The sequence below is a fragment of the Undibacterium sp. GW821-FHT11B02 genome (assembly GCF_058808955.1).
Genome location: NZ_JBXASD010000011.1, coordinates 99701 through 114234, shown reverse-complemented (window position 1 = coordinate 114234; position 14534 = coordinate 99701). Strand labels below are relative to the sequence as shown.

Annotated in this window: 8 protein-coding genes; 5 read left to right on the top strand and 3 right to left on the bottom strand. The window is 50.8% G+C overall.

Features of this window, described 5'->3' with window-relative positions; translation table 11 throughout:
• The first annotated feature begins 393 nt into the window (after window positions 1–393).
• The 4 genes from glyQ (at window position 394) to AC1RVX_RS22340 (ending at window position 4952) form a co-directional block, all read left to right on the top strand.
• Window positions 394–1338 (top strand): glycine--tRNA ligase subunit alpha, encoded by a 945-nt coding sequence (glyQ, locus tag AC1RVX_RS22355; RefSeq protein ID WP_493218784.1) that lies wholly within the window; start codon window positions 394–396, stop codon window positions 1336–1338.
• A gap of 82 nt (window positions 1339–1420) precedes the next feature.
• Window positions 1421–3505 (top strand): glycine--tRNA ligase subunit beta, encoded by a 2085-nt coding sequence (gene glyS / locus AC1RVX_RS22350; RefSeq protein WP_493218783.1) that lies wholly within the window; start codon window positions 1421–1423, stop codon window positions 3503–3505.
• Window positions 3506–3609: 104 nt separating this feature from the next.
• Window positions 3610–4173 (top strand): D-glycero-beta-D-manno-heptose 1,7-bisphosphate 7-phosphatase, encoded by a 564-nt coding sequence (gmhB, locus tag AC1RVX_RS22345; RefSeq protein ID WP_493218782.1) that lies wholly within the window; start codon window positions 3610–3612, stop codon window positions 4171–4173.
• Between the two features lie 32 nt (window positions 4174–4205).
• Window positions 4206–4952 carry a lysophospholipid acyltransferase family protein gene (locus AC1RVX_RS22340; RefSeq protein WP_493218781.1) on the top strand — a complete coding sequence of 249 codons (747 nt, stop codon included), beginning with the start codon at window positions 4206–4208 and terminating at the stop codon, window positions 4950–4952.
• A 29-nt stretch (window positions 4953–4981) separates the two neighbouring features.
• Here AC1RVX_RS22340 and AC1RVX_RS22335 read toward each other — a convergent pair whose 3' ends face one another.
• The gene (locus AC1RVX_RS22335; protein WP_493218780.1) at window positions 4982–6430 is read right to left on the bottom strand and encodes a MutS-related protein; all 1449 of its coding nucleotides are present in this window, start codon (window positions 6428–6430) and stop codon (window positions 4982–4984) included.
• 376 nt (window positions 6431–6806) lie between these two features.
• On the opposite strand from AC1RVX_RS22335, the gene AC1RVX_RS22330 reads away from it, so the two are divergent.
• Window positions 6807–7721 (top strand): M48 family metallopeptidase, encoded by a 915-nt coding sequence (locus tag AC1RVX_RS22330; protein WP_493218779.1) that lies wholly within the window; start codon window positions 6807–6809, stop codon window positions 7719–7721.
• 61 nt (window positions 7722–7782) lie between these two features.
• On the opposite strand, the gene AC1RVX_RS22325 is transcribed toward AC1RVX_RS22330, so the two are convergent.
• A complete protein-coding gene (locus tag AC1RVX_RS22325) occupies window positions 7783–8526 on the bottom strand; it encodes a FecR family protein (protein ID WP_493218778.1) in 744 nt (247 codons plus the stop codon).
• Complete coding sequence (locus AC1RVX_RS22320) at window positions 8495–14512, bottom strand: beta strand repeat-containing protein (RefSeq protein ID WP_493218777.1); 6018 nt, start codon at window positions 14510–14512, stop codon at window positions 8495–8497. Before AC1RVX_RS22320 ends, AC1RVX_RS22325 begins: the two co-directional genes overlap by 32 nt.
• Window positions 14513–14534: the final 22 nt, after the last annotated feature.

Below are 14534 nucleotides of genomic sequence, written 5' to 3'. Positions count from 1 at the left end.
TTTGCGGTCTCCTCGTCAGCACGCTATTTTTATTGGCAAGTAGATTTTTATACTCTGTAGCCAAACGAATTGCAACAAAAACCGCCAATGCAAAGCTTTCTATTTATGCTGCATTTGCGTTTAAACAAATAGAAAAACCACATAGATTTTTAAAACAATATTTACAAAAAGAATACTCCTCCTGCCTTTTATCTTTTTCGTTTTCCTCTTGAATTTCTCTGTATCTTTGTGCCTCTGTGGTGAGAGGTCTTTAGTATTTCCACAATTTACAGGTTAAAATTAACAAAACAACATCAAGCAAATTAGCCTATCCAGCGCAAAAGCCGTTAAAATCTAAGGTTTGGCAAACTTTATTCATCGCTTCTTAAAGAAGTGACAAAGGCAGATAGCACGATGCTCACATTTCAACAAATTATCCTGACATTACAAGATTACTGGGACAAGCAAGGCTGCGCCCTGTTGCAACCTTACGATATGGAAGTGGGTGCGGGTACGTCGCATACTGGTACTTTCTTGCGCGCCATCGGGCCAGAACCATGGCGTGCGGCGTATGTACAACCTTCACGCCGTCCTAAAGATGGCCGCTATGGCGAAAACCCTAACCGTCTGCAACACTATTACCAGTATCAGGTAGTGTTGAAGCCAGCACCAGAAAATATTCTTGACCTTTACCTGGGTTCCCTGAAAGCCCTGGGCCTGGACTTGCAGCAAAACGACATCCGTTTTGTCGAAGATGACTGGGAAAACCCTACCCTGGGTGCCTGGGGTCTGGGTTGGGAAGTATGGCTGAATGGCATGGAAGTCACGCAATTCACTTATTTCCAGCAAGTCGGCGGCATAGATTGCAAGCCTATCCTGGGTGAAATCACTTACGGTATCGAACGTCTGGCCATGTATTTGCAAGGCGTGGAAAACGTGTATGACCTGGTATGGACAGAACGTGAAGAAAACGGCCAAACCGTACGCCTGTCATATGGCGATGTCTTCCATCAAAATGAAGTCGAACAATCGACCTTTAATTTTGAATATTCCAATACCGACTTCCTGTTCTCTTTGTTCACCAATTACGAAGCAGAAGCCAAGCGCCTGCTGGAAGTGACAGAAAAGTCGCTGGCCCTGCCTGCGTATGAAATGATTTTGAAGGCTGCGCATACCTTTAACTTGCTGGATGCACGTGGTGCCATCTCTGTGACGGAGCGTGCTGCTTACATAGGCCGTATCCGCAACCTGTCACGCGCAGTGGCTGCGGCTTACTATGCATCGCGTGAAGCACTGGGCTTCCCCATGTGTGCTGCGGACGACAAGCATAAGCCTGCTCCCGCCGCTATTGCTGCATAAGCGTCGCATAAGCTTTACGCTTAGTCCACAAGACCATCATTAAACAGATTCTGGCAAAGTGCCGGAACGTAGGAAAAGAAACATGAGCCAAACACTGTTAGTAGAATTATTTACCGAAGAGCTGCCACCCAAGGCTCTGGCCAAATTGGGAGAGGCATTTAGTGCCGGTATCGTCGCTGGTTTGAAGTCACGCGATTTTCTGGAAGCTGAATCCGTAGCAACCAGCTATGCCTCGCCACGCCGTCTGGCTGTCAGCATCACTGGCGTACGCGCCACGTCGCCAGATAAACTGATGCGTGAGAAAGTGTTGCCAGTATCTGTCGCCCTGGACGCAGCAGGCAATGCCACCCCACCACTGGCAAAAAAACTGGCGGCACTGGGTTTTCCCAATTTGCAGATCAGTAACCTGGAACGTGCCGTAGATGGCAAGGCCGAGAGCTTCTTTTACAGCTATACAGCCGCTGGTACCGCCCTGGCGCCCGCCGTACAGACCGCACTGGAAGACACCATAGGCAAACTGCCTATCCCTAAAGTCATGAGCTACCAGCGTCCGGATGGCGAGACGGTACATTTTGTGCGCCCTGTACACAAAATCATCGCCCTGCATGGTACAGACATCGTGCCGCTGTCCTTGCTGGGCTTGCACAGTGACCGCATTACCAAAGGCCATCGTTTCCTGTCCGCTGGTGAAGTCAGCATTGCCAGGGCAGAAGACTATGCAATCAAATTGAAAACAGAAGGCAAGGTGATTGCCAGCTTCAATGAACGTAAAGAGCAAATACGTGCTGCCCTGTTGGGCAAAGCCGGTGCCGATCAGGTGTTGATGCCTGAATCCTTGCTGGACGAAGTCACCGCCCTGGTCGAATGGCCAGTAGTGTATGAATGCAATTTCGAGCAAGAGTTTTTGGCCGTGCCGCAAGAATGCCTGATCCTGACCATGCAGACCAATCAGAAATATTTTGCGTTGACCGATGCTGCAGGCAAATTGCGTTCACGCTTTTTGATCGTCTCGAACCTGGAAACCAGCGATCCGCAGCACATCATCCAGGGTAATGAGCGCGTCGTGCGCCCGCGTCTGTCGGATGCAAAATTCTTCTTTGAACAAGACAAGAAAAAGACACTGGAATCACGCCTGCCTTTACTGGCGAACGTGGTCTACCACAATAAACTGGGTAGTCAGGCTGAACGTACGCAACGCGTCAAAACCCTGGCAGGCCAGATTGCCACCAGCCTGAAAGGCGATGTCGCCCTGACCGAACGCGCCGCCTTGCTGGCCAAAACAGACTTGCTGACCGACATGGTGGGTGAATTCCCAGAGCTGCAAGGGATCATGGGTACCTATTATGCCCAGCACGATGGCGAGCATGCCGATGTCGCCGCTGCCGCATCTGAACACTATCAACCACGTTTTGCTGGCGACGCACTGCCAGCAACACTGACTGGTACAGCCGTAGCGCTGGCAGACAAACTGGAAACCCTGGTTGGTATCTGGGGCATAGGCTTGCAGCCTACTGGTGACCGTGATCCATTTGCGCTGCGCCGCCACGCTCTTGGCATCTTGCGCATGCTTGTGGAAAAACGCCTGAACCTGTCGCTGAATACTTTGCTGGCGCAGGCGGTAGCCCTGTTCACAGGCAATGCGAATTTCACTGACCCGACAGCCGACGTATTGAACTTCCTGTTCGATCGTCTGCGCGGTCAATTGCGCGACAAGGGCTTTTCACAAAACGAAGTGGAAGCTGTCGTGGCCCAACAGCCAGACACGCTTGACAACATCGTTGAGCGCCTGCAAGCCGTGCAAGCCTTTGCCGCCCTGCCAGAATCGGAAGCGCTGGCAGCCGCCAACAAACGTATTACCAACATCCTCAAGAAAGCTGAAGGCACACCAGGTGCAATTCAACCCGCTTTGTTGCAAGAAGCCGCTGAACAGGCGCTGGCCAAGGCCATGGCGGATGTGAAGCCAGAAGTTGATACAGCCTTTGCCAAGGGTGACTTCACTAGCGCCCTGAAAACTCTGGCCGCCCTGCGTGCAGCCGTGGACAGTTTCTTCAATGATGTAATGGTAAATGCCGAAGACCCGGCCTTGCGTAATAACCGCCTGGCCTTGCTGGCCAGCCTGCACGGCATGATGAATCAGGTCGCAGACATTTCCAAGTTGGCAGCATAATTGATATAGTGTGAGCTACCGCAGTACAAGCAACGACAGCGCCATGAACTCGGTGCTGTCGTTGCAAATTGACGCATACTGATGACAAATGAGAAGGACAGGCCATGAAACTCATCATCCTTGACCGTGATGGCGTCATCAATCAGGATTCGGATGCCTTTATCAAGTCGCCCGACGAATGGAAACCCATCCCCGGTTCCCTGCAAGCGATAGCTCGCCTGAACCAGGCAGGCTATCGCGTGGTCGTGGCCACCAACCAGTCTGGTGTTGGTCGCAAACTGTTTGACATGGTTACCCTGAATGCCATACACCAGAAAATGCATACTGCTGCGCAGCAGTTAGGCGCTACTATCGATGCGATTTTTTTCTGCCCACATATGGCAGATGACAACTGTGACTGCCGCAAACCCAAGCCCGGCATGCTGCAAGAAATTGCGCGCCGCTATGATGTGAACCTGAAAGGTGTACATTGCGTTGGCGATTCGCTGCGCGATCTACAGTCGGCTTTCGTCATGGGTTGCATCCCACATCTGGTGCTAACCGGCAAAGGTAGCAAAACCCAGGAAAAAGGGGGCTTGCCACCCGGCACACAGGTCTATCCCGACCTGGCTGCGATGGTGGACAAACTGGTGGAAAATTCACCATCCGAATTTAATATCGCGATCTGAATTCGTTCAGCATCGTCGCAACTGGAGACTACATGCTTCGCTTCACCCTTTTTGTACGCTCACTGATTTTTATGCTGGTGATGGGAATTTTCACCATTATCTGGGCTCCTATCAGCATGCTGTTTGCATTTTTGCCTTACAACCAGCGCTATTACATCACAGCACGCTGGAATGTATTTATCATCTGGTCCGCAAAAGTCATTTGTGGCATACGTTACCAGACCAAAGGATTTGAAAATTTTCCAGATGGTCCGGCTATCCTGTTATCGAAGCACCAGTCTGCGTGGGAAACTATTTTCCTGTTGATGGCAACACCACGTCCACTGGTATTCGTCTTTAAAAAAGAAATCACCTATATCCCCTTCTTTGGCTGGGCGATCTCCATGCTGCGCATGATCCCTATCGACCGCAGCAAGGGCAAAGATGCCTTCGCCCATGTCGTTACCCAGGGCCGCAAGCGTCTGGCCGATGGTCAGTGGATCATCATGTTCCCCGAAGGTACACGTATTGCCGTTGGTAAAAAAGGCCAATACAAAGGCGGCGGCGCCCGCCTGGCAGTAGAAACCAATACCCCAGTCGTACCTATCGCCCTGAATTCCGGCGAATGCTGGCCCAAAAATTCCTTCACCAAATTGCCGGGTACCGTTACCGTTTCGGTCGGCAAGCCGATACCGCCCAACGGTATGAATGCCGTGGAACTGATGGCTGAAGTAGAAAAATGGATAGAAGCAGAAATGCGCGTGATCTCACCGCAGGTGTATCAATCTGAATCCAGGTAAATTGCCCTAGCATGCTGTCAAGGTGAACCTTATATTTTCAGTATTTGTTCACACTTGCCTGGATGAATAAGGTAGTCACTAAGCCAGTCGAAAACCCGACTGGCTTTGTTTTTTATGTCTTCTCCAAACCCATACGAAGACAATAAACGTATGCCGTTGGGGTCAGCCAATATCCCCTCAGTCAAATACAGCCGGGATTGATCACTACGGTCTGCAACGACACATAGTGGTGTCAAATATGTCTCCAATAATGGTGCCAGCACCAGGTTATGCGAAGAAACGATCACCATGCTGGAACTGGAAAGACTTTGCAAAACCGCAGCGGCTGCCGAGATGGATTCCTGGTGATTGGTACCCCGGAAGATTTCATCAATCACAAATACCGTCTGCGGATTTCTTGCTGCGACATCCAGCAATTCTTTGGCACGTCTGAGTTCTGCCTGATACAGACTTTCACTCCCCATCAATGAATCCTCGCTCTGCATGCTTGAATACACGGCTCCCACAGGCACACTGGCGAAACTCGCGTAACAAAAACCAAAAGCACGGGCAACGATAAGATTCAAACCTATGGTGCGCAACAAGGTACTCTTGCCTATACCATTCTGCCCTGAAACAAAAGCACCTTTTCCTTCCAGCGCAATGTTTAAAGCTGAAGCCCGCAGCAGCAATGGATGTACGACTTGCTGCAAATGTAATTTTTTTCCATTTACAGGCAACGACCAACAATATTGCGGAACCGACTGCAAGTGTCTTACCACTGACAGATCAGCTTCCAGATTTGCCACGCGCATATATACCTTGCGCAGAAAATCCTGATTATTCCGTACAATCAAACAGGTTTTAAAATAATGCCGGATATTGTCCAGCAAGAACCATTCAGCATATTCCTTCACTACGGGCAAGAATATGAATCCTGGTCGACTAAGGCTACGAATAATTTTATTCGCTTCATTGCGATCTTCATCCGGCGTCTGACTAGCTGATAGATGCTGGCTCTCCAGCAAATTAAAACTCGTCAATAGGGCACGCAAGGTCTGTAACTTTCTCGACCATTCCATGAGCCTGTCAGAGTAGCGCGACTGGACTGCCAGCAGAACGCCCCATGTCAGCACAACTGCTGCCCACACATAAGCCGCCGATGTCAGTGCAAGCAAAAACAACAGAACGGTACCGACAGGTAGCAGCCACATGACTTTGTACCATGTTGCCGGGTCTGGAATAGCATTCGTAAAAATCTCTTCACTGATCTCTGTTTCCACTTCACGTAATGGCAAACAGTGTTGCTGCAATATGTCATGCAATACAGGATCAGAGATCAGTTTCTGCAAACGCTGCCGGCCTTCGTCATCCTGAGCATCTACCCGCAACCGCTTATGTATTATCTGCTGAGAAAAAATACTGCTTCCCACGGTCAGTGTATCGGCGTAAACATCCAGCAACATATCCTTGGCCGTATGTTCATCAATAAGCTTCATGTCATCACTTTTGGTACTGTGATACAACATTGCAATATCGCTGCGGGCAAATGGAAAATCCACTGGCTTCTTGTCAGGAAGTCCCAGAAAAAAAGAAATCTTTTTAAAAAGACGCCCCCCATAATTCGATAGTAATGCCTGGGTATTCATGTGGCCCTGTTGGGTAGGTAGCGCATTGAACTTTCTCGTAGTCAGGCAGATTGAGTTGCTTGCGCAAAATTCAAGCACCTGAAATAAATAAAAGAAAAGCAATCAAAAAATGCTCTTTTTGACGCAAAAACACGAAAGCCTGAAAATAGGTCACACTACTGAATATGCCAGCAAAAAACTGGCTGCAAGTTCCATGTAACATTGAATCAGGATTACCCAAGCTGAAATGAAACCCCGCATTCCATCTATTGGCAAGGCCATACAAATGGCTTTGCAACTGGATTTATTCAGTGATTTTCTGGTGCCGGACAAACTGCGTCCCGCACCTGCTGTACCACCCACCCCAGCCAAAGACAGAATTCAGCGGGATGAAGTACAGCCACTAACGCCTCCACCGTCAACCTTTGTCAATACCAGCAACAAGCGACGTATCCTGATACAGGATTATCTGCTTGAATATGATTTGCAGCGTTCGAAACGGCGCAGCATAGGTTTTTTGATCAATGAAGATGGATTGCGTATCACTGCACCACGCTGGGTCACCATTGCCGATATTGAAACAGCAATACACGAGAAACAGAGCTGGATATTACGCAAGCTGACCGAACGCAGGGAACGTACCCAGCGTCAGCTGGAACCGAAAATGCACTGGAAGGATGGTGCCAGGCTACCCTATCTTGGTGGCGAGATTACTTTGCAAATTGCTCCGGCCTCTGTCAGCGGTACCCATTTCCTTGAAGAACAGGGCACGCTGGTCATCAACCTGCCGACCGATGCCGGTGAGCAGCAGTTGAAAGACCGGGTGCAAGCCTGGTTGCAACAGGAAGCTAAACGGGTCTTCAATGCGCGTCTGCCAGTCTTTGCTGAAAAACTCAATGTGCGCTATCAAAGTATGGCGCTGTCAGCAGCGACCACACGCTGGGGGTCTTGTACATCGCAAGGGAAAATACGCCTGAACTGGCGACTGATCCATTTTTCACCAATGATCATTGATTATGTGATCGCCCATGAACTGGCGCACCTGCGGGAAATGAATCACAGCCCACGTTTCTGGGCGACAGTGCAATCCGTATTCCCTGACTTTGAATTGGCGCGTAACAAGCTGCGCCAGCATGCCAGCGCTGATCTGCCGGCATTTTAAGTGCAATTACTGATGTGCTGAACCTGCTACCGTTAAGAGGTTTAACCAAGACTCAAGTCAACTATCTCACTTCACAAATCAAGCTGCCCGATTTGTTTTCATTACTGGCATTCTCCTGGCCATTCCCGGCCGGAAAACTGCCAGGTGGGCTGAATTGTATACCGGGATTATTCGGCACCAGTATGGGTGGTTTTGAGAAACTGATGGCAAAGGCAAACTGTCCTGCAGATACATCAAGCAAGCCTGCATCATTTTTCAAGAAAATCGTCCCGTCCAGCACTTGAATATACAGACCTGGCTGCCGTCCGCCGCCCTGTGGATCGTTGGCACCAGCCAGATCAGGTGACACATATTCGGCGATAAAGATGGTACCGCGTATACCTATCGATGCCGTTGGCGTATTCAGGCCAAACCTTTCCTTGTTACGCTTACCCAATATACCGGTAACAGAGCGCATTCCCCCTTTGATCAGGGTCATGATAAAACCATCATTGCTTGGTTTGTCTTCTTCAAAAGAAAACTGGTCAACACGCAACTGAGTATTAGGGCGCAAGGTCACTTCGCTGTTGTCAGCGAACTTGATACGGGCATAGGTGTCTTTTTCCGCAATCAGGGTATCGCCTTGTTCGACAGTCGATTTCTGCGTCAATACCTTGACCGTACCATCGGCTTTCTTGACGAGCAAAGGACCGCTCAGATGTGTTACCGTTCCCGCTACCTGTGCTGCAAAGCTGAACGCGCAGTTCAGGCACAGCAGCAACAAGAAAAGAAACTTAATTGCAGTACAGTTTTTTATCAGTAGCATTTTTTAATACTCCGTTATCCCTTGTGCTGGCAATACTGCTTCTTTGTTCAAACTTGGTTTCACGACCTGAATCACCATTGCCGCTCTCGAAGAAATTCGAGGAATTGGTAATCGAATTGGTCATAGCCAGAGTCGAGCTGATATAACTGTTCAGGGCAGAATTAATCGAATTGGTTAATACATTGCCCGTCCTGATATCACCAATCGGCAAGACTATCGTACAACCCAGCAAGCCCGGATTTGCCGCACATTGCGCCAATGTTGGCAAGACTACCGAACAACCAGCGATGGCAGGATTGGCTGCACAACTGGCCAAAGTAGGCAATACAACGTTGCAACCTGCTGTAGCTGGACTGGCAATACATGCGTTAAGGGTAGGCAGAACAGCAGCACAGCCAGCCACAGCGGGTGTCGCAATACAGGTTGCCAGACCAGGCAGCACCACACTACATCCAGGCAAAGCAGGGTTGGCCACGCAGGCATTCAGGGTGGGCAATACTGCAGCACATCCTGATGTGGCTGGATTAGCGGTACATATAGCCAGTGTAGGCAAGACTGCAGAGCAACCTGCCAGCGCGGGATTTGTCGTACAGGCTGCCAAACTTGGCAACACCACACTGCAGCCTGGCGTTGCCGGGGCAGCAGTACATGCCGCCAGTGTTGGCAATACCAGCGCACAACCAGGCAAGCTCTGGTTGGCGACGCAACTGGCGATGCTTGGCAATACCACGCTGCAACCTGGCAATGCAGGTGTGGCAAGACAGCTACTCAGTGTTGGTAACACGTTACTGCAACCTGCCAGTGTAGGTGTGGCAATGCAAGCACTGATACTTGGCAAGACCGCGCTGCAACCAGGTAAGCTTGGGCTGGCAGTACAGGCTGCCAGACTAGGCAATATCACTGAGCAACCAGACAAACCCGGATTAGCAATACAAGCGCTCAGTGTCGGTAAGACCACACTACAGCCAGGCAGGGTCGGTGTAGCAACGCAGGCTGTCAGGGTCGGCAAAATACTACTGCAGCCAGCCAGTGTTGGTGTCGCTATACAAGCCGTCAGGCTAGGCAAGACTACACTGCATCCAGGCAAACTTGGGTTGGCGGTACAGGCAGTCAGGCCAGGCAAAACGGCACTGCAACCCGCTAAAGCAGGGTTTTGTGTACACGCGGCAAGTGTAGGTAAGACTGCGCTGCAACCTGCCAGGGAAGGATTGGCAGTACATGCGGCAACCGACGGCAATACTGCGGAACATCCTGCAATATTTGGCGCAGAGATACAAGCCGCCAATGCAGGTAAAATCACACTGCACCCCTGTAGGGCAGGAGTCGCCGTACATTGTGACAGACTAGGCAAAACTGCAGTGCAACCGCTGATGCTGGGGTTGGCGATACAAGTTGTCAACGCGGGTAACACGGCACCACAACCCGCAATCGATGGATTGGCTATACACGAAGCCAGAGTCGGCAAGACCACACTGCACCCGGCAACACTGGGGTTGGCGATACAGGTACTCAGACCAGGCAGGACATTGGCGCAACCAGGCAGAGCAGGATTAGCAATACAAGCACCGATAGTTGGAAGCACCGCAGTGCACCCGGCCACTGTAGGTGATGCGCGACAAGTCTCCACGCTGGGCAATACCACACTGCAACCAGTCAGATTAGGATTGGCGATACAGGCTGCCAGACTTGGCAACACTGAACTGCATCCTTGCAAAGTCGGTGTAGCAATACAGGCTGTCAGACTGGGCAGTGGCGCATTCAGGAAAGCTTGCTGGGTGACGCTGCCACCGCTGACGGTACCGGAAATAAGGATGGCATCACCTGCCTTCAGCACGATGTTGCCGGAGGTAGAAACCACACCAGTTGTTCCCACCGTCAGCTTGTCGGCCGTGCTGCCGCTGGCACCTGCTTCCAGTGTAATGTTACCGCCGTTGGTACTAGCCACGGTACCGTTAACAGTCAGGGGGCTATGGGCCACCAGTGAGATATTACCTGCCTTGGTGCGCACAGCGTCACCATTGTCCAACGTGATGGCACCCACATTGTCGATGACGATATTACCAGTGCTACCCGCCGTGCTCTGGACCACGTTACGCAAGTTAAGTGCGCCAGTATTGTTGACTTTGATATCCGTGTTGGCACCTGTATTGTTCGCGAGCAGCAAAGGTACCTGGGTCTGCAAGGCCGTGCCATTGCCTATGCCGCCGCCAGCCGTGGCATCCAGCGCAGCGCCACTGATCACACCACTGGACTGCACAATACCGCCACCAGTTGCCGACAGAGTCACAGCGCCACTGCCAGCACTGATAGGGGCACCAATAGTAATATTGCCTGAATTGGCAGTCAGGTATAGGTTGCCGGTGGTGGCAATACCATTCAGACTATAATTGCTTGAACCATTACCGCCAGTCAGATTGCTGACATTGATCCCTTGGGTATTCACAAAACTCAGGCTGGATGCGCCTTTTGCTGCCAGGTTACTGATCACGTTCGGGCTGTTCAGGACGATAGAGCCATTGGCAACCAAGCCGAGATCTTGCACAGTAATGGGATTGACTTGAGTAATATTTGAACCGCTCAACAAACCTATGCGTGTGGTGGTCAGGTGTTTGATATCGGTGATGGCACTGGTATTGGTATCAGTAATGGAAGCGACATAAATTGGACCGGATGCATCTAAAAGATTATCAGTACCGATCGCAATATTGGCAGCGCTGACCCTATACAGATTGGTCACCGCCAGACAAGGCGATGCACTACAGGTAGCAGACCCGACAGTAATGGCACGCCCTGGAGTAAAGGGGCGAATACCAAAATCACCCGCAGTTACCCCACCGGGGCCGCCAAGCACTAGTTGATCAGCAATGAAGCCGACTTTCGCAGCGCCCGCAGTAACATTATCTGAAATCGTCAAAGTGCCTGTACCCGAGCTTACCAAGATGGGTTGGTTATTGGTGGTAATACCGGTAATCGAGGCGATGTTGGTGACAATCAAATTACCAGCATTAAAAATATTCAGGCCGCCGCTTCCCTGACCGCCAGGATTAAGATCCGCCGCCAGAGAACCAAAACTATTACTGGTATTGGTCAGATTGACTGGCCCTTTGGTTTGCAAGGCCAGTCCACCACCAATAATGGCATTGCCAGTTGCCTGGCTGATCCCTGAAGCAGAATCAGAAATCAACTTGACGGTAGAAGGTGTATTGATACCGCTATAGCCATCTACGGTCGACAGATTGACACCATTGACGGAGTGGTACAGGAAACTACCGGTGCTGGCCGAACCAGAAATGACGCCTGTGGTATTTGCTTCAGTGAGATTAACGCTATAACCACGTGCCTGCACAGAGCTGGCACCATCAATGATGGCCCCCGTCTGCTGCGAAATAGTATTCCCGGAATTTAAGGTAAGCGAGGTATTTATATTTTGCAAGGCACCACCCGAACCAGAGCTCATGGGGCCTTTGATATCAATACTGCCGCCAGTCATGTTACCGATTTTCAGGCGTGTAGCGGTGATATTGTTCAACTCGGCAGCTGACAGTTCCAGCGTGCCGCTCAGGGCATTTGTCGCGCCTGTGGCCAGATGAATAGTACCAGCGGTATTAGAATCGAGCGTAACAGCACCGCTACCGGCATTCACTGTTCCAAGCAAATTCATCTTGTCGGATTTGATGGAGATGGCAGCGCCGGAACTATTGGTCTGTGCACCAGCAGCTGTGCTGGTCAACGCATCGGCATCGGTAACCTGCAGAGTGATAATTCCACCAGTGCTATTGATATTTCCCCCGGCAAACTGGTTGATACCGCCTTGACCATTGATAGTCACCAAACCATTATTGGTGATGACTGGCGCGCTGATATCTGTTGTAAAACCAGTGGGCGAACTGAGGTAAATTCCAGCGCCAGAAGTCTGCTGTTTAACGCCGTAACCAGTCGCTCCTACATCATTGACCACCAGATTGGCACCCACACTGGCAATACGGATATCGCCAGAACCAGTATTCAAAGCATTGAGCTTGGCCGCCTGTACACCCATGTTATCAGTGGTAGCTGTGCCATGCATGCCACTGGCCGCAGTTATCTTCAGGTCTTTGGCATAAATAATCGTACCGTTTTGCTGAGTGATATCAGCGCCTGAGGAAATAGTGACATTGCCATTTGTCGAAGAATTACCACGTGCATCAATACCACCAGAACCAACATTGATAAACCCGGTGCTATTCACCAAAATATCCCCACCGACACCTACCGTGGCCGGTGTCGTCAGCAGGGTTTTGAATGTGGTCTTGCCACTGGCACTGGTACTGATCTGTCCGCTATTGGTAGTCAGTTTTGCCACCACGATGTCAGCAGATTGTGGGGATGCACCAGTGCCGGTCTGCATAGTGATGGTGCCGGTACCAGATGCCCTGATCTCCAGATTGGGGTCGGCCCCCGTCAAATTGATACCGCGGGTAGCACTGATGTCCGTTGCTGCATTACGCGTTCTGAGCGTCAGATTGGAATTGCTGGGCAGAGATATCTGACTGCCGAAAAAAGTTCCGCTGGTATCAATATAATTGGCAGCTTCCAATATGATATTCGTGCCAGGAGAAAGACCCTGGAGTTCTGACTGATACACAGTGGTTGGGCTAGCATCGGCAAAATTGATCGTACCTATGGCAGAACCCTGGAAGGTCCCGCTGCCATCTGATGCACCGTCACCGGTCCCTCCGGCGATCGTGATGGAAGATGGATCAAGCAATAAAGTGCCGTTCTTGCCGCGCGCTGCACTGACATCGACCTTGGCATGAAAATCCAAATTTTGCTTACCCGAGGTTTCGACAAAACCACCATTCCCACTTTCACTGCCGGCACGTGCAGAAATGCCGCCGTTGACACGTGTCATTTCATCCGACCAGACGATAACCTTGCCGCCATCGCCGCTTTTGCCAGCATTGGCGGTGATAGTCGCGTCACTGCCGACAAAGGTACGCTTCGCATTCATCACTCCGGCATTATCGCCGTGATAATCACCACCGACCAAAACCTGGCCACCACCGGTGTCGCCACTGGCATCAACCTGGGCGTTGCCTGCCAGTGCCACGCGCTGCCCAAGGATCTGGATATCCCCACCCTTGCCCGCGCCTGTTGCCGTGGTGCGGCTACCAGTATCCAGTATCGTATCCTGGCTAGCCTTGAAATATATTTTCCCGTTCTCGCCGACTACGGCACTGTCGGCACTGACCAACCCACGCTGATTGATAAGCGCCCCGTAAATACCAATCTTGCCGCCTGCAGCGATTACCTGCCCCAGATTGACCGCCTGGTCCTTGCTGGCGCTGACTACCACATGTACATCCGGGTTGGCTGAATCAACCAGCTTGACTGACTGACCTGCAGCCAGCAAAATTTCTCCATTCGGTGAAGTGATAATGCCGCTGTTTTCCATGTCAGGAGCGATCAGATAGACATGCCCGCCTGCGGGGGTGGTAATAGCCCCCTGGTTGCTGATCTTGCCCGCTTGCTCACCCGCAGAAAAATTCAGTTTGCCAGCTTTAAAATCACTATCGCTCATACCCAGGCTGGACACCACCAGGCCATTCACATCCACCTGCGCGCCCTTGCCAAACAGGACGCCGTTTGGATTGATCAAAAACACCCGCCCATTCGACTGCAACGCACCCAGTATCTGTGAAGGATTCTGGCCAGTGACACGGTTCAACACTGCACTGTTGGAATTTTCCTGAATGAAGCGTGTAATATCGCCAGCATTGATGGAAAAATCCTGCCAGTTGATAATGGCACCCGGCGTGTTGGTAATCGTAAACAGATTACCGTCTTTATTGAAAATCACTTTGCCATTGACAACTTGCGGCCCGACCGGATTAGCCATGCTGGATGCATGGCAAAAACAGGTCAGCAGCAAAGCTGGCAGTAATTTTGGTATTAGTCGGGATAACGACCGGTTCGCCACCAATGTGGATTCAGATTGAGCGAACATACTGATTTCTTTCCTCATGCTC

Bases quoted from the DNA above. Each gene is read 5' to 3' on its own strand.
- AC1RVX_RS22325 (WP_493218778.1), bottom strand. From the start codon at position 8,526: ATGCTACTGATAAAAAACTGTACTGCAATTAAGTTTCTTTTCTTGTTG.
- AC1RVX_RS22320 (WP_493218777.1), bottom strand. From the start codon at position 14,512: ATGTTCGCTCAATCTGAATCCACATTGGTGGCGAACCGGTCGTTATCC.
- glyQ (WP_493218784.1), top strand. From the start codon at position 394: ATGCTCACATTTCAACAAATTATCCTGACATTACAAGATTACTGGGAC.
- AC1RVX_RS22330 (WP_493218779.1), top strand. From the start codon at position 6,807: ATGAAACCCCGCATTCCATCTATTGGCAAGGCCATACAAATGGCTTTG.
- AC1RVX_RS22340 (WP_493218781.1), top strand. From the start codon at position 4,206: ATGCTTCGCTTCACCCTTTTTGTACGCTCACTGATTTTTATGCTGGTG.
- AC1RVX_RS22335 (WP_493218780.1), bottom strand. From the start codon at position 6,430: ATGAAGCTTATTGATGAACATACGGCCAAGGATATGTTGCTGGATGTT.
- glyS (WP_493218783.1), top strand. From the start codon at position 1,421: ATGAGCCAAACACTGTTAGTAGAATTATTTACCGAAGAGCTGCCACCC.
- gmhB (WP_493218782.1), top strand. From the start codon at position 3,610: ATGAAACTCATCATCCTTGACCGTGATGGCGTCATCAATCAGGATTCG.